Below are 23,708 nucleotides of genomic sequence, written 5' to 3'. Positions count from 1 at the left end.
TTGCATCCTCGCAAACCGCCCGCGCCGGGGGCGGCGGGCCTCCCGGGTGCTCATCGATCCAGCGCGGCCGGGAACAGCAGCGACACGACCGGGGCGAGGCTTCGTGCGTAGGACGCCGACAGGTGGTTGTCGTCGAGGTAGACCATGACGTTGCCGATCTCCGGGGGACAGACGGTTTCGGTGCAGAGGTGGTCGGTGAGGTCGAGGAAGCCGACGTTGGCGGGGACGTCCACCGCGGCGTACGGCGGCTCGGCGTAGAGCTCGTCGCGCGGCAGCTCGCACTCCGGAGCGCCGCGGCCGTTGGTCTCCACGCACTCCGCGGGCCACCAGTCGAAGCGCGGGTTGTCGCGCAGGGCGACGATCGGGACGCCGCCCGCGTCGAGACGTCGCCAGGCCTCGACGAATCCCGGCGGCGTCTCCTCCGTGCGTCCCGCGCGCACGTCGCGGGTCGCGCCGGCGAGCACCGCGTCGGGCGGCTCGGCGAGGAGGTGCTCGATCGCCGCGGCGTTCCACTCCAGGCACGGGACCTCGCCGATGTTGGCGTCCGAGCCGGTGGAGAACGGGCACCCGGGCCGGATCAACGTCCGGATCTCCCAGTTGCGCTCGAGGGCCAGCGGCTCGAGTGCCGGCAGGAACTGCTGCATGTGCGAGTCGCCGACCACGGTGATCACGCGGTCGGGGGTCTCGGCGGGAAGGTGGGTGCAGAGCTCGAGGTTGGGGCGCTCGGGTGGGGCGACGCAGTCGTGCTGGTACTCCACCCAGTCGTCGACCACCGCCGCGGTCGACGGTCGCAACGGGGGGTCGGGCGCGCCGTCGTAGACGAACCCGGGCAGGCGGGCGACCGCGCCCGGGTGGTCGGGGTCGCCGAGCTCGACGTAGGCGCCCGCGCGCCGGTCGGTCGCCGCGTGCCAGGTGACGAGGACGACGAGGACGGGGGCGAGCGTCGCCGCCACGAGGGCGACGGGTCGCCCCGCGGGCGGTCCGGCCGGCGCGATCCGGCGCGCGGGCCGTTCCACGAGGTGGTGCGAGCCGACGGCGAGCGCGACCGACAGCGCCACCACACCCAGGCCGCCGACCAGCCCGACCTCATCGCGACTGCGGAACGCCAGGTAGAGGATCAGGACCGGCCAGTGCCACAGGTAGAGGGGGTAGCTGATCTCTCCGAGGTACCGCCCGGCGCGTGAGGTCAGCAGCCGGTCCACCCCCAGGCCGGAAGCGGTGCTTCCGGCGACCACCACCGCCGCCGCGGCCGCGACCGGCCACAGCGCGAGGTAGCCCGGGAACCCGGCCCCCACATCGAGCACGGCGCCGCAGGCCACGAGGGCGACGACCCCGAGCCAGCCCAGGAACACGCGCAGGCCGTGCGGCAGCCGGAAGCGCTCGATGGTCAGGGCCAGCACGCCACCGATCGCGAACTCCCAGGCGCGGGCGAGGGAGTCGAAGTAGGCGAACGGCTGGTCGGCGGCGGTCGTGATCACCGAGTACGTGAGGGACGCCGCGCCCACGGCTGCGAGCACCACGAGCAGGCTGCGCCGGACGTCTGCGCCCAGCCACCGGGCGCCGCCGGCGACGAGCAGGACCAGCACGGGCGCCACGACGTAGAACTGCCCCTGCACCGACAGCGACCAGAAGTGCTGGGCGACGCTGGCCGCGCTGTTGTCGGCGTAGTAGTCGACGGCGTCGGCGGCGAGCCGCCAGTTCTCCAGGAAGAACGCCGAGGCGAGCAGCTCGGAGACGTTCTGGGACCAGCGCAGCGGGGACATGACGACGATCGCGCCCACGGCGCTGACCAGCAGCACGAGGCCCGCCGTCGGGAGCAGGCGCCAGAACAACCGCAGCCAGGTCGCCGCGACCCGGAGAGTGCCGCGCCCCGCGCCACGGGCGAGCATGCCGACGACGAGGAACCCGGACAGGAAGAAGAAGACGTCGACGCCGCCGGAGACCCGACCGACCCAGACGTGATAGATCACCACGAGGACCGCCGCGAGGCCGCGCAGCCCCTCGATCTCGGGGCGGAAGCGCGCGCGGCGCGCCGTCGCGTCCTCCGTGCGCGGGTCCGCGGCCGTCGTGCGGGTCGGACGGTCGTCGAGCGGGCCGGCGCTGGGCATGGTCGACCCGGGTCCTCCCGTTCGGTGACGTCCGCGGACCCGGACCTCGCCTCCGGGCACGGGACGGTACTCACGCTCCTGTCGGGTTCTGGTGGGACGCCGGAGCGCCCCGCGCCCGTCCCTGCCACCCGGTGTCACCTTTCGGACGTGACGATGGGATGCCACTCGCCCGATAGGGTGGCTACGAGGAGATCCTGTCGCGTTGCGTGGTCACTCGGTGCTCCACTGACCGGGTGACTGCGGTCGGCCGGGCGGCGAGGTGACGCTCCTCGCGGGCGCGCTCGCGGTCCTGGCCGCCCTCCTCTTCGCCATCGCGTCCGTGGCCCAGCGCGGCGCGGCCGCCGCGGTGCCCGACGACCAGGCGCGCGGCGGGCGGCTGATCGCCCGCCTCGTCCGCTCGCCGCGCTGGTGGGCCGGCACGGTCGGCGACACCGGCGGCTTCGTCGTGCAGGCCGCGGCGCTCGGTGTCGGCGCGCTGCTGCTCGTCCAGCCGCTGCTCGTCACGACCGTGCTGTTCGCGCTCCCGCTCGAGGCACGGCTGACCGGGCGGCGCATCGGACGCTCCGAGGTGCGGTGGGCGCTCGTGCTCGTCGCCGCGCTCGCCCTGTTCGTCGTGGTCGGCGAGCCGACCGCCGGTGTCGACCAGGCACCGTTCCGCGTCTGGTGGCCGGCGCTGGTCGCCCTGCTCCTGGCCCTCGTCGCGGCCGTCGTGGTCGCCGGCCGGCGGCGCGGGCCGCGACGCGCGGCGATGCTCGCGGTCGCCACCGGCCTCGCCTACGGCCTCGTCGCGGCGCTGACGAAGTCGGTCGTCGACCTGCTGGGCGAGGGCCCGCTCGCCCTGCTCACCGCATGGGAGACGTGGGCGCTGGTCGCGGCCGCGGTCGGCGGCACCCTGCTGCAGCAGGCGGCCTTCGGGGCCGGCCCGCTCGCGGCGTCGCTGCCCGCCGTGACCGTCGGCGAGCCCGTCGTCGCGGCGGTGCTCGGCGTCGTCGTGCTGGGCGAGCAGGTCCGCGCCGACGGGCTCGAGTGGGCCCTCGTCGGCGCCTGCGTCGTCGCCATGGTCGCGGCCACCGCCGCGCTGTCGCGGTCGTCGGCCGCGACCTCCACCCGAGAGCCCGAGCCCGTGGGGGCGCCGTGAGCCTGACCATCGACCTCGAAGCACGTGCCGCGGCGGCCTGGATGTTCGGGTCGTTCGTCGTCGTCTTCCTCGCCACGCGCGTCGTCGTGCGGCTGATCCGGGCGGGGAAGGGCCCGTTCCGCAACCAGTCGGTGGGCGGCGTGCACCTCCACCACCTGGTGTGGGGCATCTTCCTCATGCTCGTGGCGGGCGTCGCCGAGTTCACGTACTCGCCCGAGCCGCCCTGGCGCTACGTGCTCGCCGCCGCGTTCGGGGCAGGCGCGGCCCTCGCCCTCGACGAGTTCGCGCTCTGGCTGCACCTCTCCGACGTCTACTGGGAGCGCGAGGGGCGGGTGTCGGTCGACGCGGTGTTCGTCGTCGGCGCGCTGATGGCCCTGCTCGTCCTCGGCTTCAACCCGTTCGACCCGGACACCGCCGACGGCATCACGGTCGTCATCGGGACGATCGTGATCAACGGCCTGCTGTGCGTCGTCGCGCTGGCCAAGGGCCGCCCGCTGCTCGGGCTGCTCGGCTTCCTGGTCCCGGTGCTCGCGCTCGTCGGCGCCGTGCGCCTGGCCCGCCCGACCTCGCCCTGGGCGCGCTGGCGCTACCCGGAGGGCTCGAGCAAGCGGCTGCGGAGCCTGCGCCGCTTCCCCGAGCGCGAGCGGCGGCGGTGGAACGCGTTCGTCGACGCCGTGGCCGGGGCGCCGAACGCGCCGGCCGCACCGGCGCAGCCCACCGAGCCGGCGCAGCCCACCGAGCCGGCGCAGCCCACCGAGCCGGCGCCGCCCACCGAGCCGTCGGTGCCGGTCGAGTCGCGGGAGCAGGAGGGAGCACGCTGAGCATGGACGCCCCCACGGACGCCCACCCCGACGCCGACGGGCCCGGCCCGGACGAGGACACCGGCCACCCCGACGACCACCCCGACGAGCACGGCGTCCACCTCGGCCAGCAGGACATCCGCACCGCGAAGCTCGCCGCCCGGCGCGCCGCGGGGGAGACCGAGCCGTACCGCTGGCCGGTGGACGGTGGCGAGAACACCGCCCTCGCCGACATCCGCGCCGCTCACGCCGACCTCGCCCCGGACACCGTCACCGACGACGAGGTCTGGGCCGCCGGGCGCCTCACCGGCATGCGCCGGCAGGGCGGGCTGAGCTTCGGGACGCTGCGCGACCGCACGGGCGCGGTGCAGCTCTTCGTCGACACGGCCGTGGTCGGCCACGACGCCCACGTCGCGATCGACGACCTCGACCGCGGCGACTGGGTCGGCATCCGCGGCCGGGTGATGACGACCCGGCGCGGCGAGCTCTCCATCCGCGTCGAGGAGTGCGCGCTGCTGGCCAAGGCGCTGCGCCCGCCGGCCGGGGGACACCACGGCCTCGCCGACGTCGAGACCCGCTACCGCCAGCGCTACGCCGACCTGCAGGTCAACGAGCGCAGCCGCGACATCTTCCGCATCCGCCACGCCGCCGTGCGCGCCATCCGCAACCACCTCGCGGACCAGGGCTTCACCGAGGTCGAGGGCCCGGTGCTGCAGAGCATCCAGGGCGGGGCGTCGGCGCGGCCGTTCGTCACGCACCACAACGCCCTCGACCTCGACATGTACCTGCGCATCGCCCTCGAGCTGCACCTCAAGCGGCTCATCGTCGGCGGCATGGAGCGGGTGTTCGAGCTCGGGCGGGTGTTCCGCAACGAGGGCGTCGACACCCGCCACAACCCCGAGTTCACGATGCTCGAGGCCTACCAGGCCTTCGCCGACTACCACGACATGATGGACCTGACCGAGGGCATGGTCGTGGCCGCCGCGCACGCGGCGCTCTCCGACGACATCACCGTCCACTACCAGGGCCAGGCCATCGACCTGCGTCCTCCGTGGCCCCGGCAGCGCTTCGCCGACATGATCACCGAGAAGACCGGCGCGGTCATGCATCCGGACATGCCGCTCGACGAGGCCCGCCGGATCCTCGACGGGCTGGGCATCGCCTGGGAGCAGGGCTGGGGCGCGGGCCGGCTGATGAAGGAGGTCTACGACGAGCGCGTCCAGCACGACGTCGTCGGCCCCGTCTTCTGCATCGACTACCCGCGCGAGGTCTCGCCGCTGGCGCGCGCGCACCGCGAGGACCCCGCGTACAGCGAGCGCTTCGAGCTGATCGTCGCCGGCTTCGAGCTCTGCAACGCCTACTCCGAGCAGAACGACCCCGCCGAGCAGATGGCGGCGTTCGAGGCCGAGGCGCAGGCCAAGCGCAACGGCGACCCCGAGGCCGGCGACATCGACCTCGACTACGTCCGCGCCCTCGAGTACGGGATGCCGCCGACCGGCGGGCTCGGCATCGGCATCGACCGGCTCGTCATGCTCCTGGCCAGCGTCGACTCGATCCGCGAGGTCATCCTCTTCCCGACGCTGCGCCCCGAGTTCGCCCCGCCGCCCGGCGGCGGCCCCGGCGGTGCCCACCGCCCGGTGCTGCCGCCGACGCCGATGCCGGCGGCCGCGCTGACGGCCGCGGTGCCGCAGACCCCGGTCGCGGTGGCGAGCGCGGCGGGTGCGGCGGGTGCGGCCGGTGCGGTGGGTGCGGTGGGTGCGACACGGCCGCCGGAGACGCCCCGCCGGCCCTGGACGGTCACCCTCGTCGCCGCACTGACCGCGCTCGCCGGCCTGCTGCACCTGCTCGTGCACATGCCGGTCGTCCACGAGCGCCTCGGCGAGCGGGTCGAGGTGGACCTCGTGCCGCCGTGGTTCGCCGTCACCGGCCACGTGCTCTCGGCCGCGATCGGCCTGCTCCTGCTGCTGCTCGCCGACCAGCTCGCCAAGCGCAAGCAGACGGCCTGGCGCGTGGCGGTGGTGCTGTCCGCGGTGGCCGTCGTCGCGCACGTGCTCAAGGGACCGCACCAGGTGGGCCTGGGGATCAGCGTGGCGCTGCTGGTGCTGCTGATCGTCGCGCGCGGGCAGTTCCGCGCGCCCGCCGACCCGCCGTCGCTGCTGCGGCTGCTGCGGTTCGTCCCGATCTACCTGGCCGCGGTGCTCGCGTTCGGCTTCGTCTCGCTGGGCCTGCAGAGCGGGCGGATGACGCCGTCGCTGACGTTCTGGGGCGGCCTCGAGACGATCTTCGGCGGCCTCGTCGGGCTCGACGGACCGTACGTCTTCGACCGCCGCGTGTTCGCCGAGACGTTCCCGTACGCGCTGCTCGCGCTCGGGATCGTCGGGCTCGTCGTGTTCCTCGTGCTGCTCTTCCGGCCGCTCACCGCACGCGACCCGCATACCCGCGACGACTGGACCCGCGCCGAGACACTCGTGCACACCTACGGCTGGGACACGCTCGCGGCCTTCGCGCTGCGCGACGACAAGAGCTTCTTCTTCGGCTCCGACGGCCGGGCGATGATCGCCTACACCTACCTCGGCGGGTACGCGCTCGCCGCCGGCGACCCGATCGGTGACGAGGCCTCGCTGCCCGCGGTCGTCGACGAGTTCCTCGCGATGTGCGAGCGGCGCGCCTGGACCCCGGCGTTCCTCGCCGCCCGCGAGGAGGACACCCGCGAGGGCGGGCTGCTCGCGTCGCGGGGCTTCCGGTCGTTCTACCTGGGCGACGAGGCGATCATCGACTGCCCGTCGTTCACCCTCGAGGGCCGGGAGCGCAAGAGCGTGCGGGCCGCGGTGCGGCGCGTCGAGCGCACCCACCGGTTCCAGCTGCTCGCGGAGTCGGCGGCGTCGCCGAAGCTCGTCGAGGCGCTCAACGCGATCTCGGAGAAGTGGCGCGGGAAGAACCCCGAGCGCGGCTTCACGATGTCGCTCTCGCAGGACATCACCGGCGCGGCGGCCAACAGCGACTTCCTGCTCTGCGTCGCGCTCGACGCCGACGGCGTGCCCGGCGGCTTCCTGCGCCTGGTGCCGGCGTACGGCGGCCCGGCCACGGGCACGACGTTCGGCTATACGCTCGACCTCATGCGCCACGACCCCGGCGCGCCCAACGGCATGACCGAGTTCCTCATCGCGAAGAGCGCCCTGGCCCTGGCCGAGCGGGGCGTGGTCCGGCTGTCGATGAACTTCGCGATGTGGGGGCGCCTGTTCGCCGACGACGTGCCGTTCACGGCGACGCAGAAGCTCGCCCGGCGCGCGGTCGGCGTGCTCAACCCGTTCTTCCAGGTCCGCTCGCTGCACGACTTCAACGCGAAGTTCGGACCGCAGTGGCTGCCGCGGGTGCTCGCCTACCGCAGTCCCGCCGACCTGCCGCGCGTCGGCCTGCTCTACGCCGGCGCCGAGGGCTTCCTCGCCGTGCCGGGGCTCGGGCCGATGTTCGTGCCCGCCGCCGTCGGGGGCGCGCCCGCGCCGTCGGGGGCGGCGCCGGACACGACGACCCCGGCCGCGGCGTGAGCGTCATCGAGCGCCACCCCCGCCGCACCCGGGGGAACGGCTTCGGCGACGTCGTGCTCGTGGTGGTGCTCGTCGCGATGGCGCTGGCGGTCGTGGTCACCGTCGTCGTCATCGCCGGCAGCCGCGACCGGAGCTCGCCGGGCCCGCGCGGCGCGGGCGCGCTCGACGCGCTGCAGGCCGACCTCACCGCGGCGGGGCTGGTCGTCTGCCGGCGCAGCGACCTCGCCGACCCGCGGGCCACCGACGCCGTCGCCGCCCGCACGCTCGTCGTGGCCGTCGAGTGCCGGGACGGGCAGACCGCCACGGTGCAGGCCGACGCCTTCGCCGACGACGCCGACCGCGACGCGGCCGCGCGCAGCATCTCCGGGGCGGTGCGCCCGCGGGCGTCGGCGACCGTGCGCACGTACGGCGACCTCGTCGTCGTGGTTGCGGGGGGCGCGGAGGACGTGGTGGCCGACCGGATCGACGCGGCGCTGCTCGCGAAGGGAGCCGCGTGAACGCCAAGCTCGGCGTGCTGGCCCTGGCGATGATCAACATCGCGGCGATCGTCAGCGTCCGCAACCTGCCGGTGATGGCCGAGTACGGCTGGTCGATGCTGGCGCTGTTCGCGCTGTCGATCGTCGTGTTCCTCGTGCCGATCGCGATGGTCGCCGCCGAGCTCGGCACGGGCTGGCCCCGCGACGGCGGCGTCTACGCCTGGGTCAAGGAGGCGTTCGGCGAGCGCGCGGGCTTCCTCGCGGTCTGGTGCGACTACGCCGAGAACGTCGCCTGGTTCCCCACCGTGCTCTCGTTCATGGCCGCGAGCCTCGCCTACGCGCTGGACCCGTCGCTCGCCACCGACAAGGTCTTCCTCGTCGTCGTGATGCTCGCGTTCTTCTGGGCGACGACGATCGTGAGCCTGCGCGGGGTCGGGACGTCGTCGTGGATCGGCTCGGTCGGCACGGTGGCGGGGTCGATCGTCCCCGCGATCGGCGTCGTCGTGCTCGCGGCGGCCTACCTGGCGCAGGGCAACCCGACGCAGATCCCGTTCTCGGCCGGCGCGCTGGTGCCCGACGTGGAGATCAACAACCTCGCCTTCCTCGGCGGGATCATCCTGCTGTTCACCGGCATGGAGATGGCGGGCTTCCACGCCCGGGACACGAAGGACCCGGGCCGCACCGTGCCCCGGGCCATCGCCCTGTGCGTCGGGGTCGTCGTCGTGTTCTCGGTGCTCGGCTCGCTCTTCCTCGCCATGGTCGTGCCCGCGGGGGAGATCAGCCTGGTCAGCGGGACGATGGAGCTCTTCTCCCGGGTGCTCGAGCGCCTCGGTCTCGGGTGGGTCGTCGCCCCGCTGGCGCTGGTCGTCGCGTTCGGCGGCATCGCCCACCTCGCGCCGTGGATCCTCGGCCCCGCGAACGGCGTGGCCGCGGTGGCGGCGCAGGGGTCGGTGCCGCCGCGGCTGGGCCGGCGCAACGCGCACGGGGTGCCGGTGACCCTGCTGCTGCTCCAGGGCGCCGCGGGTACCGTGTTCACGCTGCTGTTCCTGCTGGTCCCGAGCGTGAGCACGTCGTACTGGATGCTCTCCGCGGTCACCGCGCAGATCGTCATCGTCATGTACGCGCTGATGTTCGCGGCGGTCGTGCGGCTGCGGCACACCCGCCCCGACGTGCCGCGGCCCTACCGCATCCCCGGCGGGCTGCCCGGCGTCTACCTCGTCGGCGGGGTCGGCCTGGTCGGGCTCGCGGTGGCGTTCGTGCTCGGCTTCGTGCCCCCGGGCCAGCTCGCGACGGGCAGCACGGTCACCTACGTGAGCCTGCTGGCCGTCGCCGTCGTGGTGCTCTCCTCGCCGCCGTTCGTCTTCGCCGCGCTCGCCCGGCGGCGGGCGCGGCGCGACGCCGGCTCCGACGACGGGGTCCCGGTGCCGGCGTGAGCGTCCGCGGTGTCGCCGAGATCGACATCACGACCACCTCGTTCCTCGGCGCGCTGGCCCTGCTGACGCTCGGCGTGGTGCTGCTGCTCGTGCTCGTCCTGCGCAGCCGCCTCGGACGCTTCAGCCGGTTCGGCCGGACGATCACGCTGCTCGTGACCTCGGTGCTCGTGCTGGTCGCGGCGGCGGCGGGGGTGAACGCGCACTTCGACTACTTCCGCACCCTCGGCGACGTCGTGGGCCTGCCGCCGTCGGACGAGGTGGAGCTCGCCGCCCTGCTCGCGCGCACCGACCGGCCCGACCGCGGCGTCGTGACGACGACGGCCCTGCCCGGGCGGACCTCGGGGTTCGTGGCGCGGCCGGGCACGGTCTACGTGCCGCCGGCGTGGTTCGCGCGACCGCGCCCGGAGCTGCCCGTGGTCGTGCTGCTGCACGGCACGCCCGGCACCCCGCAGGACTGGCTGGACGGCGGCCAGGCCGCGGCCACCGCCGACGCCTGGGCCGCGGCGCACGGCGGGACGGCCCCGATCCTCGTCATGCCCGACGTCAACGGCGCGATCGACGCCGACACCGAGTGCGTCGACGGCCCCGCGGGCCGGGCCGAGACCTACCTGACCGTCGACGTGCCCGCGTTCGTCCAGCAGGTGTTCCACACCGCGGCGCCCGGGCGGGGCTGGGCGGTGGCGGGGCTGTCCGAGGGCGGCTCCTGCGCGCTGGTGCTCGCCCTGCGCCACCCCGACCTGTTCGGCACGTTCGGCGACTACGCCGGGCTGGCCGGGCCCCGCGCCGGCGACACGAACGCCGACACCGCCTCCGCGGTCGCCCAGCTCTTCGGCGGCTCCCCGCAGGCGTTCGCGGCCCACGAACCGGCCGACATCCTCGCCACGCGCCGCTTCCCGGGGCTCGGCGGCTGGTTCGAGGTGGGCGACGCCGACCCCGAGCCCTACGCCGCCCTGGGCACCGTGGTCCCCGCGGCCCGGCGGGCGGGGATCGCGACCTGCGAGGTCGTCGTGCCCGGCGGCGGGCACACCTTCGACGTGTTCTCCCAGGCGTTCTCCGACTCGCTGCCCTGGATCGCGGGCCGCATCGGCGCCGGCCCGCCGGTGGCGACCTGCCCCCAGGGCCCCTAACCGAGGAGCAGGCCCCAGCGTGCGGCGCGGCGGGCGGCCGCCACGCGGTTGCGGGCCCCGGTCTTGGCCAGCACGTGCTCGACGTGGGTGGCCACCGTGCGCGGGCTGATCCCCAGCCGCGTCCCGATCTCCGGGTTGGACAGGCCGTGGGCGACGCCGTCGAGCACGTGCAGCTCGCGCACCGTGAGCCCGGCCGGCGGGTGCACCGCCCGGTGCAGCACGAGCACGCCCGACGCGGTGGGGTGCAGGTCGACGCCGACGACCTCGCCCGCCGCCGTCACCAGCAGCACCGGCCCGGGCACGGGCGCGCCCGCCAGGACCTCCGCGACGACCCCGGCCAGCGGCGACGGCGGCGCGACCAGCTCCGGCCGCCCGCCCGCCGAGAGCACCGCGACGCGCTCGGAGCGCTCGACCAGCAGGCCGTCCGTGCCGTCGGACCCGGGCGCGGCGGTCCGCGGGGCCGGCACGGGGACCGGGTCCAGCGCGGCGGCCAGGTCGGGCGCGAGCAGCTCGAGCAGGGCGACGGTGTCGTCGTCGGGGTGCCGGGCGTCGAGCATGCTGGCGTTGACCATGCCGACGTAGCGGTCGTCGGCGGTGAACAGGCAGAGCGTGACGCCGTCGCGGAAGCCCTGCGGGACGATGATCCGCTCGAACACCTCGCCGCGGCGCCGGGCCGGCTCGAGGTCCCGCACCCGCACCGCCTGCCGGCCCGCGCGGACCAGGGTGAACAGGCGGTCGGTGTGCATCCGCCGGTCGATCAGCGTGGTGACCGCGGCGGGGTAGGACGACGCGAGCGTGCGGTGCTCGCCGGCCGCCGGGTCCCACCGCGAGAGGGCCACGCAGTCCGCCGGCACCACGTCGGCGAGCCCGTCGAGGACGGCGCGGGCCGAGCCGGAGGTCCGCGCGCCGTGACGCCGGAGGAACGACCGCAGCTCGCGGGCCGCGACGACCGCCGTCATGCCTCGCGAAGCTACGCGCGTCGGGCACGCCGGACCAGGGACGACGGCCGTATCCGTCGACTGACCGATGTGCGCGGGGCGGCCGGGCGCCACGGTCGTCCGACCACGACCACCCGGAGGTCCCGTGAAGTTCGAGGAGTACGCCGAGCTCGACGCCACCGCCCTCGCCGCCCTGGTGCGCGACGGCGAGCTGTCCGCGCAGGAGGTGCGCGACGCCGCCACGTCCGCGCTCGACGACGTCGCGCCCCGGCTCAACGCCGTGGTCGGCGAGCGCTTCGACGCGCCGCTCGAGCACGCCGCCGACGGCCCGTTCGCGCACGTCCCCTTCGCCATCAAGGACCTCATCGCCCACGCCGCCGGCGTCCCCCAGCGGGCCGGCACGCGCCTGCTCGGCGACGGCGTGCCGATGCCGGCCGACACCCACCTCATGACGCGCTTCCGCCGCGCCGGGCTCGCGACCCTCGCCCTGACCGCCACCCCGGAGCTGGGCTTCAACGCGACGACCGAGTCGGTGGCGACCGGTCCGGTGCACAACCCCTGGGACACCTCGCGCAGCCCGGGCGGGTCGTCCGGCGGCTCGGCCGCCCTCGTCGCGGCCCGTGCCCTCCCGGTCGCGCACGCCAACGACGGCGGCGGCTCCATCCGCATCCCCGCCGCGGCCTGCGGCCTCGTGGGCCTTAAGCCCAGCCAGGGGCGCACCTCGCCGGGCCCCGACTACGCCGACCCGCTGCTCGGCATGGGCGTCGAGTTCGCCGTGACCCGCACGGTCCGCGACGCCGCCGGCCTGCTCGACGCCGTGCACGGCTACGAGCCCGGCGACCGGTACCTCCTGCCCGACCCGCCGCGGCCCTACGCCGACGAGGTCCCCGGGGGGAGCCGCCGGCTGCGGGTGGCGCTCTGGACCACCCCGTTCTCGGGCCACGGCGCGGTCGACCCGCGGTGCACGGAGGCCACCGAGGCAGCCGCACGGACCCTCGAGGGCCTGGGCCACGCGGTCGAGGTCGCCGGCCCGGAGCTCGACGCGGAGGCGTTCGACGCCGCCAACCTCGTCGCCTGGACGAGCTTCCTCGCCGACGGCGTCGACGTCCTCGCCGCCGCGCTCGGGGTGACGCCGGGGCCGGAGCACCTCGAGGCGGCGACGCTGGCCTGCGCCGAGCACGGCCGGACCCTGCGGGCGTCGGACCTCTACGCCGCCGACCGCGTCTTCAACGCCACCCGGCGGGCGGTCGCGGCGTTCCACCAGCGCTACGACGTCGTCCTGACACCGACGATGAACGTGCCGAACACGCCGCTCGGGTACCTCGACCAGAACGACGCCTCGCGCGACGCCCGCGGCTGGTACGACCACATCTTCTCGACGGCCGGCTTCACGGCGCTGTCGAACGTCACCGGCAACCCGGCGATCTCGCTGCCGCTCGGGCGCACCGAGGAGGGCTGGCCGGTCGGTGTGCAGGTCGTGGCGCCGTACGGCGACGAGTCGACGCTGATCGCGCTGGCCGCCGACCTGGAACAGGCGATGCCCTGGTCCGGGCACCGCCCGCCGACCCTCACCTGACCCCTGCCACGTGGGTTCCGGACGGCCTCAGAACGGGGGCGGGTCGTCGGGGTCGTGACGGGCCGGCGGTGTCGTCGCGGGTGGTGTGGGGGTGCGCCCGAAGTGGGCGGCGAAGTGTCGGCGCCAGTCGTCGAGGTGTTCGGTGTCCTGGTCGGGCCACCCGTCGTGGGGCAGTGCTCGTGGTCGGTCGGCGGGCCGGGGTGCGGGGAGTGGGCGCAGGATGCGTGGTGGTCGGGTGGTGTGGGTGATGCCGGCGCGGGTGCGGATGACGAACCAGCCGGGCAGGGGTTGGCGGACGTGCCAGCGGGCGTGGTGCTTGGCGCGGTGGTCGTGGGTGCACCAGGCGCCGAGGTTCCCGGTGACGGTGGGGCCGCCGTGGGCGTGGTCGCGGGTGTGGTCGATCTCGGCGCGGTGGGCGGGGCGGCGGCACCAGGGGACGACGCAGTGCCGGTCGCGGGTGCGGGTCCAGCGTTCGGCTTCGGCGCCGGGTCGGCGGCGCAGCCAGTGGTCGGGTGCGGAGCCGGCGTCGGGTGGTTGTCCGAACTCGCCGGAGGCCTCGAGGGCGGTGAGCCGGGCGTGGAGTTCGGTCAGCAGCGGCGCCCACGCCCCGTGATCGTTCGGGGTGCGGGCGGCGAGCACTGTCGTCGGAATCTGGAGTTCGACGATCGCGCCGGTCCGGGTCGCGCCCGGTGCCTTCCCCCGTGTGCGGGGGCTCGCTGGTCGGCTGCGGGCGAGCAGGACGTGCTGGAGGTGCCCGTCGCCGTCGACGAGGACGACGCGCCATTCGCCGTGGTGGCGGGCGGCGAGCAGGTCGCGGGCGATGGGAGCGGTGACCGCGCCGTAGCCGGGGACGGTGGCGGGGTGCTCGTCGAGCCCGAGCGCGGTCGACAGCCGCAGCCTGACCTCGACCGTGCCGTGGCGGACCCGCCCGTCCCGCCGCTCGGGCTCGACCACCGGATCGGGGAGGTGGGGGAGATCGAGGACGCCCTGCGCGGTCTCCCGGCCCGGGGCCGGCATGTCGAGGTCGAGGTGGTCGCTCCCGACCGGCTCGTCCCCGCCCGAGCCGGGCCCGCGGCCGTCCGGCCCGTCGCCATGGTCGCCGTCAGCCGGGCTTCCGGCATCGGGACCGCGATCGTCCGGCCCGTCGTCCGGTCCGTCGTCCGGCCCGTCGTCCGGCCCGTCGTCCGGATCGGCGTCGGGCCCTTCGTCGTCGGGTCCCTCGTCGTCGAGGCTGCTGCTGCCGTCGGCCGTGTGCGCGGCGCGGTACTCGGCCGTGAGCAGTGCGACGATGTCGGGGTCGGTCATGCCGGCGGTGGAGCCGTTGAGCAGGCGCATCCCGACCTGCAGCCGCAGCTGGTTGACCGGGGTGAGCACCCCGGCCGCGCGTAGCTGCGCGGCCAGCGCCTCCACCCGCGCCATGGACGCTATCCCGTCCGGGGTCGGCGCGTCGGCGAACGACAGCGTCGCCGTGCCCGACGGGTTCGCCGCCAGCGTGACCCGCCCGCGCGCCTCGGCGCGGCGCCGGCGCCGTTCCGCCCAGTCCGGGTCCAGCGCCAGCGCCACCTCCCCGACCCGCTCGCGCAGCGCCATCACCGGCAGCTCCGCGGCCTCGGGCAGCACCTCGGCCACCGCCGCCCGCGCATGATCGTCGGCCAGGTCGGCGACGCCCTCGCTGATCGCGCGGACCTTGGTCTCGTCCACCTCGCCACGCCACAGCGCCTCGCCCAGGGCAGGCAGCCGGCAGAACAGGTCATCAGCCAGCTCCAGGCGCCGCGAGGCCATCGTGCGCGAGCACCCCAGCACTCCGGCGACCTCGTCCCCGGAGAACTCGTCCGAGCTCGACAGCCGCCGCGGGCGCCCCTCGGCGTCCTCGGCCGCCAGCCCCAGCTCCCGCAACCCGGCCAGCAGCTGGGCCTCGGCGCGGTTGTGCACCGCGAACCGGGCCCGCACGAACGCCGCCAGCTCCGGCCCGTCCAACCCGGCCGGGTCGATCGTGTCCAGCAGCTCCGTCAGCTCGCCGTCGGGGGCACGACCAGCCAGCCGGGCCGCCAGCCCGGGTCGCTGATCCTGCTCCACGCTCATACCGAGGACGCTAGAACCGACCCCCGACATCGCCGGCGGGGAAACCCCAGCTCGAGCCCGGGCCGCCAGGTCACGGACCGGTAACGATCCCGGGGTCGCGAGGACACGCGAGGTCACGGGGCCGCACCGTCGGGAGCCGACCAGGTCCGGCGCGCCGACGGCGTTCCTCAGGTCACCGGGAGCTTCTCCAGGGCCGCCTGCAGGGTCTTCTGCGCCTCGTCGCCGAGGCTGTCCAGGGCCGGCACGAGCAGTGGCGTGGCGAGCTTCGCGACGCCGTGGAAGGTGAAGGTCGCCGTGTAGCTCAGCGTGCTCCCCGGGCCGTCGGCGGTGAGGACCAGGTCGTCCTCGCTCATCACGGTCTTGTTCCGCCCGACGATGCGCAGGTGGCCGGGGTCGTCGCGCTCGAGCGTGTAGATCAAGGTGGTCTCGCGGCCGCGGAACTTCGAGACGTTGCGCCACTGCTTGCCCACGCCGACCGGGGTGTCGTCGATGGGCGTGCACGAGATCGTCCCGGCGTCCCACTCCTCGGCGTTGGCGAAGTCGCGCAGGTAGGCCTGCACGGTGCCGACGGGGGCGGGTGAGTGCACGGTGCGCGTCACGGTGGGCATGTCGCCGGATACCCGGACCCGGGATCACCCACCGCCCCGGCTACCGTCGGTGGCATGGGTGCGGATCCGGACCTCGCCAGCCCCGATCTCGTCGTGGTCGGCTCGGGCTTCTTCGGGCTGACCGTGGCCGAGCGGGCCGCCAACGAGCTCGGCAAGCGCGTCCTGGTGGTCGAGCGGCGCTCCCACCTCGGCGGCAACGCCTACTCCGAGCCGGACCCGGAGACCGGGATCGAGGTGCACCGCTACGGGGCGCACCTGTTCCACACGTCGAACAAGCGCGTCTGGGAGTACGTCAACCGGTTCACCGACTTCACCGGCTACCAGCACCGCGTCTTCACGATCTACCAGGGCCGCGTCTACCCGCTGCCGGTGAACCTGGCGACGATCTGCGAGTTCGCCGGGAAGGCGATGACGCCCGACGAGGCCCGCGCGTGGGTCGCCGAGCACGCCGCCGAGATCGACGTCAACGACGCGCAGAACTTCGAGGAGAAGGGCGTGGCGCTCGTCGGGCGCCCGCTCTACGAGGCGTTCTTCGAGGGCTACACCGCCAAGCAGTGGCAGACCGACCCGAAGAACCTGCCGGCGTCGATCGTCAGCCGTCTCCCGGTGCGCTACACGTTCGACAACCGGTACTTCAACGACACCTACGAGGGTCTGCCCGTCGACGGCTACACCGCCTGGCTCGAGCGGATGGCCGACCACCCGAACATCGAGGTCCTCCTCGACACGGACTGGTTCGACCTGCGGGACCGGCTCGGCGACGACGTCCCGACCGTCTACACCGGCCCGCTCGACCGCTACTTCGACTACAGCGAGGGCGAGCTCGGCTGGCGGACGCTGGACTTCGAGCCCGAGGTGGTCACCACCACCGGCGACTTCCAGGGCACGCCGGTGATGAACTACGCCGACCGGGACGTCGCCTTCACCCGCATCCACGAGTTCCGGCACTTCCACCCCGAGCGGACGACCTACCCGAAGGACAAGACGGTCATCGTCCGCGAGTACTCGCGCTTCGCCGAGCACGGGGACGAGCCGTACTACCCGATCAACACGCCCGAGGACCGCGCCAAGCTCGAGCGCTACCGCGAGCTCGCGCGCAAGGAGGCGACGAACCGCCGGGTGCTCTTCGGCGGCCGCCTCGGGACGTACAAGTACCTGGACATGCACATGGCGATCGGCTCGGCGTTGACCCTCTTCGACAACCACATCGCCCCGTGGTTCACCGAGGGTGCATCGTTCGAGGGTGCCGACCTCGCCGAGACCTGAGCCGATCACTCGTTCGGTTGCTTCGGCACCGACTCCACGGGCGGCGAGCACCGGGAGGGCGGGCACACCGCGCCGCACAGCGGCAGCCACCCGACCTCGCACCACACCACGGCGCCGTCGGGGCCGACGGGCGAGTTCGACCCACGGAACTGCCCCACCGGCCTCGTCTGCTGACCGACCGCGGCCCCCGCCGCGGCTCCGCGAGGTGCCCGTCGGGGTGGCCGGCGACCTCGCCCGGCGGGGTGCTCCCCGGGCCGCGGGCGTCGCGCCGTTACCGTCGTGGACGTGACGAGCGCGGTCGGCAGGACACGGCGCGGCAGCGCCGCCGGGACGGTGGAGATGACGGCACGCCCCGCAGGATCCGCGCTGCTGCAGCGCGTCATCCTGCCCCGGCCGGCCGACCCGACGTCGGTGCGCGCGCTCTACCTCGACGAGGGCACCGCCACCTCGGTGCAGAGCGCGGCGCCGACCGCCTACCGGCCGGGCACCTACGACGACTCCGTCGAGGAGTTCGTGCTGCACGTGCGGCGCTCCGGCGAGCGGGTCGCCGACGTCACCTCCCGCACGAGCGTGCGCCTGCCCGAGCGCAGCGAGGTCTCGTTCGCCGCCTACTTCAACGCCTTCCCGGCCGCGTACTGGCGGCGCTGGTCGGTGCTCGACGCCGTGACGCTGCGCCTGCGGGTGAAGGGCCGCGGCCGCGTCGACGTCTACCGCTCCACCGCGCGGGGCGTGGCGGTGCACCTCGCGGGCGAGGTGATCGACACGACCGGCGGCGACACCGGGCACGACGCCGGCCCCGACACCGAGCACGAGGTCGTCGTCCCCGTGTCGCTGACGCCCTTCGCCGACGGCGGCTGGACCTGGTTCGACCTGGCGAGCGAGCACGGCAGCCTCGAGCTGGTGGCCGGCGGCTGGTTCGCCGACCGCGAGGCGCCCGGACGCGCCGCAGTGACCGTCGGGATGCCGACGTTCAACCGCCCCGCGGACTGCGTGGCCACGCTGCGGGCGCTCGGCGACGACCCGCTGGTCCGCGACACGCTGACCGCGGTGATCATCCCGGACCAGGGGTCGTCCAAGGTGCGCGACCAGCCCGGGTTCGAGGAGGCCGCGGCCACCCTCGGGGACCGGCTGCGGATCGTCGACCAGCCCAACCTCGGCGGCTCCGGCGGCTACGCGCGGATCATGTACGAGGCGCTCGAGAACACCGACTGCGAGCAGATCCTGTTCATGGACGACGACGTCGTCCTCGAGCCGGACTCGGTGCTGCGCGCGCTGGCGTTCTCGCGGTTCGCCCGCGACGAGATGCTGGTCGGGGGCCAGATGCTCTCGCTGCAGGCGCGCTCGCACCTGCACGCGATGGGGGAGGTCGTCGACCGCGGGCGCTTCTTCTGGCAGATCGCCCCGCACACCGAGGACGACCACGACTTCGCCGTCCACCCGCTGCGCGAGACGTCGTGGATGCACCGGCGCACCGACGTCGACTACAACGCCTGGTGGATGTGCCTGATCCCGCGCTCGGTGGCCGAGCGGATCGGGCTGCCGCTGCCGCTGTTCATCAAGTGGGACGACTGCGAGTACGGCCTGCGCGCCGGCAGCCACGGCATCCCGACCGCGACCGTGCCCGGCGTCGCGATCTGGCACATGTCGTTCGTCGAGAAGGACGACACCTCGGACTGGCAGGCGTACTTCCACGTCCGCAACCGCCTGATCGTCGCGGCGCTGCACGGCCCGGACAACCCGCGCGCGATGCTCGCCGACTCGCTGAAGCGGACCCTGCGCCACCTGTTCCTGCTCGAGTACTCGACGATCGCGCTGCACCACATGGCGATGCGCGACTTCCTGTCCGGGCCGCGCGCGCTGTTCGGGGCGCTGCCGACCGCACTCGGTGCCGTGCGCGCCACCCGCGCGGAGTTCCCCGACGGCACCGTGCACCGCGGCGCCGCCGAGCTGCCCCGCCCGGCGATCGGCGCCCGCGACGCCCAGCTGTGGCCGAAGCCGCCGGTGGGCAAGGTCGCGCAGGTCGCCGCCCTGGCCCGGGGCCTGCGCCACCAGCTGCGGGCGGTCGACCCGACCGCCCACGAGCGCCCGCAGCGCGACGTGCCCGCCGAGCACGGTCAGTGGTTCATGCTCTCGATGCTCGACGGGGCGGCGGTGACGACCTCGGACGGCTCCGGCGTGACCTTCCGCAAGCGCGACCGGGAGATGTTCTGGTCGATGCTGCGCGAGTCGGTGCGCCTGCACGCCGAGGTCGCGAAGGGGTGGTCGGCGCTGCGGCGCCGGTACCAGGAGGCCATGGGCGAGCTCGTGAGCCGGGAGTCCTGGCGCGAGCAGGTGTTCGACCGCTTCCGCTGAGGATTCCTCGGCGGTTTCTCCTGCGCAGGGCGGGAGGAGGACCGGACCTGTCCGCCTCCCGCCGTAGCTTTCCTCTCGTCAGGAACGAGGAGGAAGGCTCCCGATGACCACCATCGCCGCGCAGGAGGTCCCCATGACGACGGCCACCACCGCCACCGACGCCGACGAGCGTGCCGACCTCCTCGCCGAGCTGGCCCAGGCCCGCCACTGGCTGGTCTTCCCCACCCGCGACCTCACCGACGAGCAGGCGGCGTCACGCCCGACGGTCTCGCAGCTCTCGCTCGGCGGGCTGATCAAGCACGTCACGAAGGTCGAGGAGGGCTGGATGCGCTTCGCGCAGCACGGGGCCGGCCCGGAGGAGGGCTTCGAGCTCCCGGAGGGCATGTCGTTCGACGACTTCGAGGGCTGGATCGCGAGCCTCGACGAGAAGCCGGACTGGCTGGTCGAGCGCGAGAACGAGTTCCGGCTCCTCCCCGGCGAGACCCTGGCGGGTGTCGTCGCGTCGTACCACGAGACGGCGGCGCGCACGGAGCAGGTGCTCGCCTCCCTGCCCGACCTCAACGTCCGCCACGAGCTGCCCAGGGCCCCGTGGCACGAGCCGGGCACGTCGTGGTCGGTGCGCCGGGTGATCCTGCACATCATCGCCGAGACCACCCAGCACGCCGGCCACGCCGACATGCTGCGCGAGCACATCGACGGCGCCACCTCGATGTGAGTGTCCCGCTTCGCTCCGTCACGGCGCCGGTGACAGGATGCCCCGCGTGACGGAGCAGGCGGACACGCAGCGCAGCGAGGGCCAGGTCGACACGACCGATCGGACCGAGACCGACACGACCACTCAGGCGGATAGCGACACCGCCACTCAGGCCGGCACGGACTCGACTAACCGGACCAACTCCGACGGCGACGCCGCGTCGTCGGGGTCGTCGTCGGAGTCGGCGGGGTCGTCGTCGGGGGACGCCGGCGGCGGTGCCGGTCACGGCGACGGCTCGGGGGGATCCTCGGGCGATGCCTCGCACGATGCCTCGCACGAGGCCTCGCACGAGGCCTCGCACCAGGCCTCGGACGGTCCCGCCCCGTCGGAGGCGCCGACGACGCAGACCCGGACGCCGGTGCGGGAGGACGACGAACCACGGGGGCGTTCCCAGCGCACGCCGGTCAACGTCGGCGAGGTCGCGTGGAAGGTCACGAACGTCCTGGCGACCGTGGTCCGCATCGTCGGGTTCGCCCTCGCCGCGGCGCTCGTCGTCTTCCTCGTCCTGACGTTCGTGGGCGTGAACCCGGCCAACGGCTTCGCCCAGTTCGTCGCGACCGTCGCGGACCGCGCGGTGCTGGCGTTCCGGGACCTGTTCCTGCTCGCGGACCCGACCTACGCGGTGGTCATCAACTTCGGGATGGCCGCGATCTTCTGGGTGCTGGTCGCGGAGTTCGGGTCGCGCATCATCCGGTGGCTGGGCGCGCGGCTGTCCTGACTCCTCAGGTGCGGACCGCGGCCTGCCCGGCCGCGGCCGCGCCGGGCACGGCGCGGATGGGGACGAGCGTCGCGAGCCCGATCAGCAGCACGATCCCGATGCCGAGGATGCCCCAGCGCTGGGCGCCGAACAGGGCGATGGACAGCGCGAACAGGGCGGGCGCGAGGAAGCTGACCGCGCGGCCGGTCGTCGCGTAGAGGCCGAAGAGCTCGCCCTCGCGCCCCGGCGGCACGATGCGCGCGAGGTAGCTGCGCGAGCAGGCCTGCGCCGGGCCGACGAACAGTGCGAGGAACGTGCCGCCGATCCAGAACGCGGTGGCGCCGGTCGCGAACAGCATCCCCGCCGCCACGAGCACCAGCGCGGCGAGGCAGACGATGATGACGATCTTCGGGCCGACCCGGTCGTCGAGCCACCCGCCGAGCAGGGCGCCGAGCGCGGACACGACGTTGGCGACGATCGCAAAGATGATCACGTCGCCGGGGGAGAGCCCGAACGTGCCCGACGCCAGCACGCCGCCGAAGGTGAACACCGCGGTGAGGCCGTCGCGGTAGATCGCGCTGGAGACGAGGAAACCGAGCAGGTGGCGGTCGTCGCGCCAGAGCCCGGCCAGGCGTCGGAACAGCAGGCGGTACGACCCGAGCACGCCGACGCGCGCGGCGTCCGCGTCGCCGGGTGGCGGCGGGTAGGGGAAGCCCGTGAACAGCACGGGCAGTGCGAAGACCAGGAGCCAGCCCGCGCAGATCAGCGCGATCACCCGGACCGACATGCCGGGCTCGGCGAACGAGAAGACCGGGCTGTCGGCGAGGAAGAGCACGAAGCACGCGAGCAGCAGCACGATCCCGCCGACGTAGCCCGCGGCCCAGCCGAACCCGGAGACCCAGCCGGTGCGCCCGGAGGGCGCGAGGCGATAGATCAGCGCGTTGTACTCGACCTGGGCGAGCTCGTAGGCGATGGTGCCGACGGCCAGCAGCACCAGGCCGAGCAGGAGCGAGGACGGCTCGGGGGTCACGAGAGCCATGAGGGTCGTCGCGACGACGGTGACCGCGGTGAGCGCACCGAGGCGGCGCTGGCGCCCGTGCTCGCGGCCGGCGGCGTCGCTGCGCTGGCCCCAGACGGGGGCCACGAGCGCGACGAGCAGCCCGGCGACGGCGATGGTGGTCGCGAGGGCCGACGAGCCGCCGGCCTCGTCCGCGGCCACGGTGCCGGTCAGGTAGACGGTGAAGACGAAGGTCGTGATGACCGCCTGGAACGACGCGACCCCCCAGTCCCACGAGGCCCAGGCGAGCAGGGGACCGCGCACGGAGACCGTCGGCGGGGTGGACGGCGCGGTCGAGGACGACACGCGCGAACGGTAGCGAGCCCGGCGTCCCGGTGCGCGCCCCCGGACGGGCGGGTGGCCGGTCCGGCCGGGTGGTGCGGGCGCCACGGCGCGCCACCCGGCGCCGCGATCGGACCGTTCAGCGTTCGCCCACTTGGAGCAGTGGACCGCGGGGGATCACGGTCCGTCGCCCCGCGTGCCACTCGGTCGTCGGTGACCGGACGGTCGGTTGCCACGGGGCGTCGAGATCTTCCGCCGAGCCCGCTCCATGATCACCTACTCGAGGGCATCGTGGATTTACCCGAGGGGGTGATCATGGCTCTGACGTGCGGCTTCGTGGCCGTCCGAACGCTGAGCAACCAGTCGCTACTGTCCGTCGCGCGGCATCTCGGTGCCGCTGGGAAGGCTCCCCGCTGCGCCCGGCACGGGGAGAACCGTGCGAAAGGACAGCACTGTGGGATTCCTCCGTAAGTCGATCATGGCGACGACGCTCATCGGCGCGGGCCTGGCCAGCACGACCGGCGCGGCCTTCGCTCACGAGGGCGACAGCCAGGTCGGGCTCGGCAACGTGGACGACACCCAGACGATCGTCCCCGTCAACGCCTGCAACAACAACGTCCCGGTGAACGTGCTCGGCGTGCAGGTCCCGATCCAGGACGTCGCCGGCACCATCCCGGTCCTCAGCCCGGCCGAGCACGGCAGCGAGCAGGCCGCGGGCATCTCGAAGAACTGCGGCAACGAGGTCGCCGCCGACAACGACTGATTTCTCCGGTCCGGTGACGGGTGGGCAGTTCGGACGCTGCTCGCCGCGACCGGTCCGCTCCCCACGATCGCGTCGAGCCGTCGGGTCGACCATCTCTCACACGAGGAGAACTGCTGTGAACCTACTGCGACGGTCCCTGACCGCGACCGCACTGATCGGCACCGGCCTGGCCTGCACCACGGGTGCGGCCTTCGCCGGTGAGGGCCACCACGGTGAGCGCACCGAGCAGACCGGTCTGGTCAACGTCAGCGACACCCAGACGATCATCCCCGTCAACGCCTGCGGCAACAACGTGCCGGTGAACGTGCTCGGCGTGCAGGTGCCGGTGCAGGACGTCGCTGGCACCGTGCCGATCCTCAGCTCGGTCGAGAAGGGCAGCGAGCAGGGCGCGGGCATCAGCGAGAGCTGCGCCAACGCTGTCGAGGCCGACAACTAGACCCCGGCCGGACCGGGCTCGTCGACCCCGAATCGACGAGCCCTCCGTCCTGTCGCGCGAGCCGGCCTCGCCGGTGGCGGTACGCACCGAGCTGCCGTCGCCGGGGCGAGGCGCTCGTACCCGCGACGGGTGGACGCCGGACCCCGGTGCGAGGCCCGCCGTCGGGGAGGGACTCGCACCGGGACGGGCCGCCCGCGTCGATGCCGACCGGCGGGCCATCGCCGGTCGGCATCGGCACACGGGCCCCGGTCCTCCCCGAGAGGGCCGGGG

18 protein-coding genes are annotated in these 23,708 nt (G+C 74.3%); 13 read left to right on the top strand and 5 right to left on the bottom strand.

The annotated features are described in order from the left end of the window. Window positions 1–50 precede the first annotated feature (50 nt). On the bottom strand, window positions 51–2,108 hold the full coding sequence (locus tag ACYX4T_RS18450; RefSeq protein ID WP_476010743.1) for an acyltransferase family protein: 2,058 nt from the start codon (window positions 2,106–2,108) through the stop codon (window positions 51–53). Between the two features lie 259 nt (window positions 2,109–2,367). Between ACYX4T_RS18450 and ACYX4T_RS18445 the strand changes: the two genes are divergently transcribed. From ACYX4T_RS18445 to ACYX4T_RS18420, 6 genes are read left to right on the top strand one after another with little or no spacing between them, the layout of a single operon-like run. Then, window positions 2,368–3,246, top strand: a complete 879-nt coding sequence (locus ACYX4T_RS18445; RefSeq protein ID WP_476010742.1) for a DMT family transporter — start codon at window positions 2,368–2,370, stop codon at window positions 3,244–3,246. Beyond that, window positions 3,243–4,067 carry a hypothetical protein gene (locus tag ACYX4T_RS18440; RefSeq protein ID WP_476010741.1) on the top strand — a complete coding sequence of 275 codons (825 nt, stop codon included), beginning with the start codon at window positions 3,243–3,245 and terminating at the stop codon, window positions 4,065–4,067. The genes ACYX4T_RS18445 and ACYX4T_RS18440 overlap by 4 nt, the downstream gene beginning before the upstream one ends. Before the next feature lie 2 nt (window positions 4,068–4,069). Then, window positions 4,070–7,591 carry a lysine--tRNA ligase gene (gene lysS / locus ACYX4T_RS18435; protein ID WP_476010740.1) on the top strand — a complete coding sequence of 1,174 codons (3,522 nt, stop codon included), beginning with the start codon at window positions 4,070–4,072 and terminating at the stop codon, window positions 7,589–7,591. Beyond that, entirely contained in the window at window positions 7,588–8,088 is a 501-nt protein-coding gene (locus ACYX4T_RS18430) for a hypothetical protein (protein ID WP_476010739.1), read from the top strand. Before lysS ends, ACYX4T_RS18430 begins: the two co-directional genes overlap by 4 nt. Further along, complete coding sequence (locus tag ACYX4T_RS18425) at window positions 8,085–9,500, top strand: APC family permease (protein ID WP_476010738.1); 1,416 nt, start codon at window positions 8,085–8,087, stop codon at window positions 9,498–9,500. The genes ACYX4T_RS18430 and ACYX4T_RS18425 overlap by 4 nt, the downstream gene beginning before the upstream one ends. After that, window positions 9,497–10,627, top strand: coding sequence for an alpha/beta hydrolase (locus ACYX4T_RS18420; RefSeq protein WP_476010737.1), 1,131 nt, complete (start codon window positions 9,497–9,499; stop codon window positions 10,625–10,627). The genes ACYX4T_RS18425 and ACYX4T_RS18420 overlap by 4 nt, the downstream gene beginning before the upstream one ends. Here ACYX4T_RS18420 and ACYX4T_RS18415 read toward each other — a convergent pair. Continuing rightward, window positions 10,624–11,586: a helix-turn-helix transcriptional regulator gene (locus tag ACYX4T_RS18415; protein ID WP_476010736.1), complete on the bottom strand. Its 963-nt coding sequence runs from the start codon at window positions 11,584–11,586 to the stop codon at window positions 10,624–10,626. The genes ACYX4T_RS18420 and ACYX4T_RS18415 overlap by 4 nt on opposite strands. Window positions 11,587–11,710: 124 nt before the next feature. On the opposite strand from ACYX4T_RS18415, the gene ACYX4T_RS18410 reads away from it, so the two are divergent. Next, window positions 11,711–13,141 carry an amidase gene (locus tag ACYX4T_RS18410; protein ID WP_476010735.1) on the top strand — a complete coding sequence of 477 codons (1,431 nt, stop codon included), beginning with the start codon at window positions 11,711–11,713 and terminating at the stop codon, window positions 13,139–13,141. Window positions 13,142–13,168: 27 nt separating this feature from the next. Here ACYX4T_RS18410 and ACYX4T_RS18405 read toward each other — a convergent pair whose 3' ends face one another. Together ACYX4T_RS18405 and ACYX4T_RS18400 are read right to left on the bottom strand one after the other, a co-directional pair. Continuing rightward, on the bottom strand, window positions 13,169–15,223 hold the full coding sequence (locus ACYX4T_RS18405; protein ID WP_476010734.1) for an HNH endonuclease signature motif containing protein: 2,055 nt from the start codon (window positions 15,221–15,223) through the stop codon (window positions 13,169–13,171). A 167-nt stretch (window positions 15,224–15,390) separates the two neighbouring features. Next, the gene (locus tag ACYX4T_RS18400) at window positions 15,391–15,831 is read right to left on the bottom strand and encodes an SRPBCC family protein (RefSeq protein ID WP_476010733.1); all 441 of its coding nucleotides are present in this window, start codon (window positions 15,829–15,831) and stop codon (window positions 15,391–15,393) included. Window positions 15,832–15,885: 54 nt separating this feature from the next. Between ACYX4T_RS18400 and glf the strand changes: the two genes are divergently transcribed. From glf to ACYX4T_RS18380, 4 genes are all read left to right on the top strand, one after another. Further along, window positions 15,886–17,097 carry a UDP-galactopyranose mutase gene (gene glf, locus ACYX4T_RS18395; RefSeq protein ID WP_476010732.1) on the top strand — a complete coding sequence of 404 codons (1,212 nt, stop codon included), beginning with the start codon at window positions 15,886–15,888 and terminating at the stop codon, window positions 17,095–17,097. A 285-nt stretch (window positions 17,098–17,382) separates the two neighbouring features. Continuing rightward, window positions 17,383–19,449 carry a glycosyltransferase gene (locus ACYX4T_RS18390; protein WP_476010731.1) on the top strand — a complete coding sequence of 689 codons (2,067 nt, stop codon included), beginning with the start codon at window positions 17,383–17,385 and terminating at the stop codon, window positions 19,447–19,449. A gap of 103 nt (window positions 19,450–19,552) precedes the next feature. After that, window positions 19,553–20,164: a DinB family protein gene (locus ACYX4T_RS18385; protein WP_476010730.1), complete on the top strand. Its 612-nt coding sequence runs from the start codon at window positions 19,553–19,555 to the stop codon at window positions 20,162–20,164. 46 nt (window positions 20,165–20,210) lie between these two features. After that, window positions 20,211–20,921 (top strand): hypothetical protein, encoded by a 711-nt coding sequence (locus ACYX4T_RS18380; RefSeq protein ID WP_476010729.1) that lies wholly within the window; start codon window positions 20,211–20,213, stop codon window positions 20,919–20,921. 4 nt (window positions 20,922–20,925) lie between these two features. Here ACYX4T_RS18380 and ACYX4T_RS18375 read toward each other — a convergent pair whose 3' ends face one another. Then, the gene (locus tag ACYX4T_RS18375; RefSeq protein WP_476010728.1) at window positions 20,926–22,347 is read right to left on the bottom strand and encodes an MFS transporter; all 1,422 of its coding nucleotides are present in this window, start codon (window positions 22,345–22,347) and stop codon (window positions 20,926–20,928) included. 346 nt (window positions 22,348–22,693) lie between these two features. On the opposite strand from ACYX4T_RS18375, the gene ACYX4T_RS18370 reads away from it, so the two are divergent. Both ACYX4T_RS18370 and ACYX4T_RS18365 read left to right on the top strand, forming a co-directional pair. Further along, complete coding sequence (locus tag ACYX4T_RS18370) at window positions 22,694–23,002, top strand: hypothetical protein (protein ID WP_476010727.1); 309 nt, start codon at window positions 22,694–22,696, stop codon at window positions 23,000–23,002. A gap of 115 nt (window positions 23,003–23,117) precedes the next feature. Then, on the top strand, window positions 23,118–23,438 hold the full coding sequence (locus ACYX4T_RS18365) for a hypothetical protein (RefSeq protein WP_476010726.1): 321 nt from the start codon (window positions 23,118–23,120) through the stop codon (window positions 23,436–23,438). Window positions 23,439–23,708 lie beyond the last annotated feature (270 nt).

The sequence above is a fragment of the Actinomycetospora sp. ABD4_176 genome (assembly GCF_056311855.1).
The sequence above is the reverse complement of the archived record's forward strand: the minus strand, read 5'-3'. Positions and strand labels throughout refer to the sequence as shown.

Bases quoted from the DNA above. Each gene is read 5' to 3' on its own strand.
- ACYX4T_RS18450 (WP_476010743.1), bottom strand. From the start codon at position 2,108: ATGCCCAGCGCCGGCCCGCTCGACGACCGTCCGACCCGCACGACGGCC.
- lysS (WP_476010740.1), top strand. From the start codon at position 4,070: ATGGACGCCCCCACGGACGCCCACCCCGACGCCGACGGGCCCGGCCCG.
- ACYX4T_RS18415 (WP_476010736.1), bottom strand. From the start codon at position 11,586: ATGACGGCGGTCGTCGCGGCCCGCGAGCTGCGGTCGTTCCTCCGGCGT.
- ACYX4T_RS18405 (WP_476010734.1), bottom strand. From the start codon at position 15,223: ATGAGCGTGGAGCAGGATCAGCGACCCGGGCTGGCGGCCCGGCTGGCT.
- ACYX4T_RS18400 (WP_476010733.1), bottom strand. From the start codon at position 15,831: ATGCCCACCGTGACGCGCACCGTGCACTCACCCGCCCCCGTCGGCACC.
- glf (WP_476010732.1), top strand. From the start codon at position 15,886: ATGGGTGCGGATCCGGACCTCGCCAGCCCCGATCTCGTCGTGGTCGGC.
- ACYX4T_RS18385 (WP_476010730.1), top strand. From the start codon at position 19,553: ATGACCACCATCGCCGCGCAGGAGGTCCCCATGACGACGGCCACCACC.